Source organism: Stenotrophomonas sp. A3_2 (genome assembly GCF_036624925.1).
GTDB classification, from domain to species: domain Bacteria; phylum Pseudomonadota; class Gammaproteobacteria; order Xanthomonadales; family Xanthomonadaceae; genus Stenotrophomonas; species Stenotrophomonas hibiscicola.
On record NZ_JAZKVY010000043.1, the window covers coordinates 1 to 336 of the forward strand.

At 63.7% G+C, this 336-nt stretch carries 1 protein-coding gene; it reads right to left on the reverse strand.

Going from position 1 to position 336, the window contains the following annotated elements; genetic code table 11:
• A partial coding sequence (locus R5H29_RS00600; RefSeq protein WP_332328557.1) for a glycosyltransferase occupies positions 1-336 on the reverse strand: 336 nt, incomplete at both ends.

Sequence of the window (336 nt, forward strand, 5' to 3'; positions counted from 1 at the left end):
TAGTCGATCGGGTAACCCACGCTGGCGTCGAAGAAGTCGAGATTACCGGAATAGGCGGTGGCGATAACCGGTTTGCCGAGCGCCATGAATTCCGCGATGTTGAGGCCGAAGCCCTCGCTGCGATGGGCCGAGACGAAACAATCGCACGCGGCGCGCAGCAGCGCCATATCGCCTTCCGGCAGCATGTCGGAAATGAGCAGCACGTTGTCCGCGCCACGCAGCGCCTGGGTGATCTGCCGCGTCACCGCGGGTTCGATGGCGGTGGAATGGAATTTCACCACCAGGAAGACGTTCTCGCGGCCGGCGAAGGCCTCGCGGAACGCCTCCACCACCAGG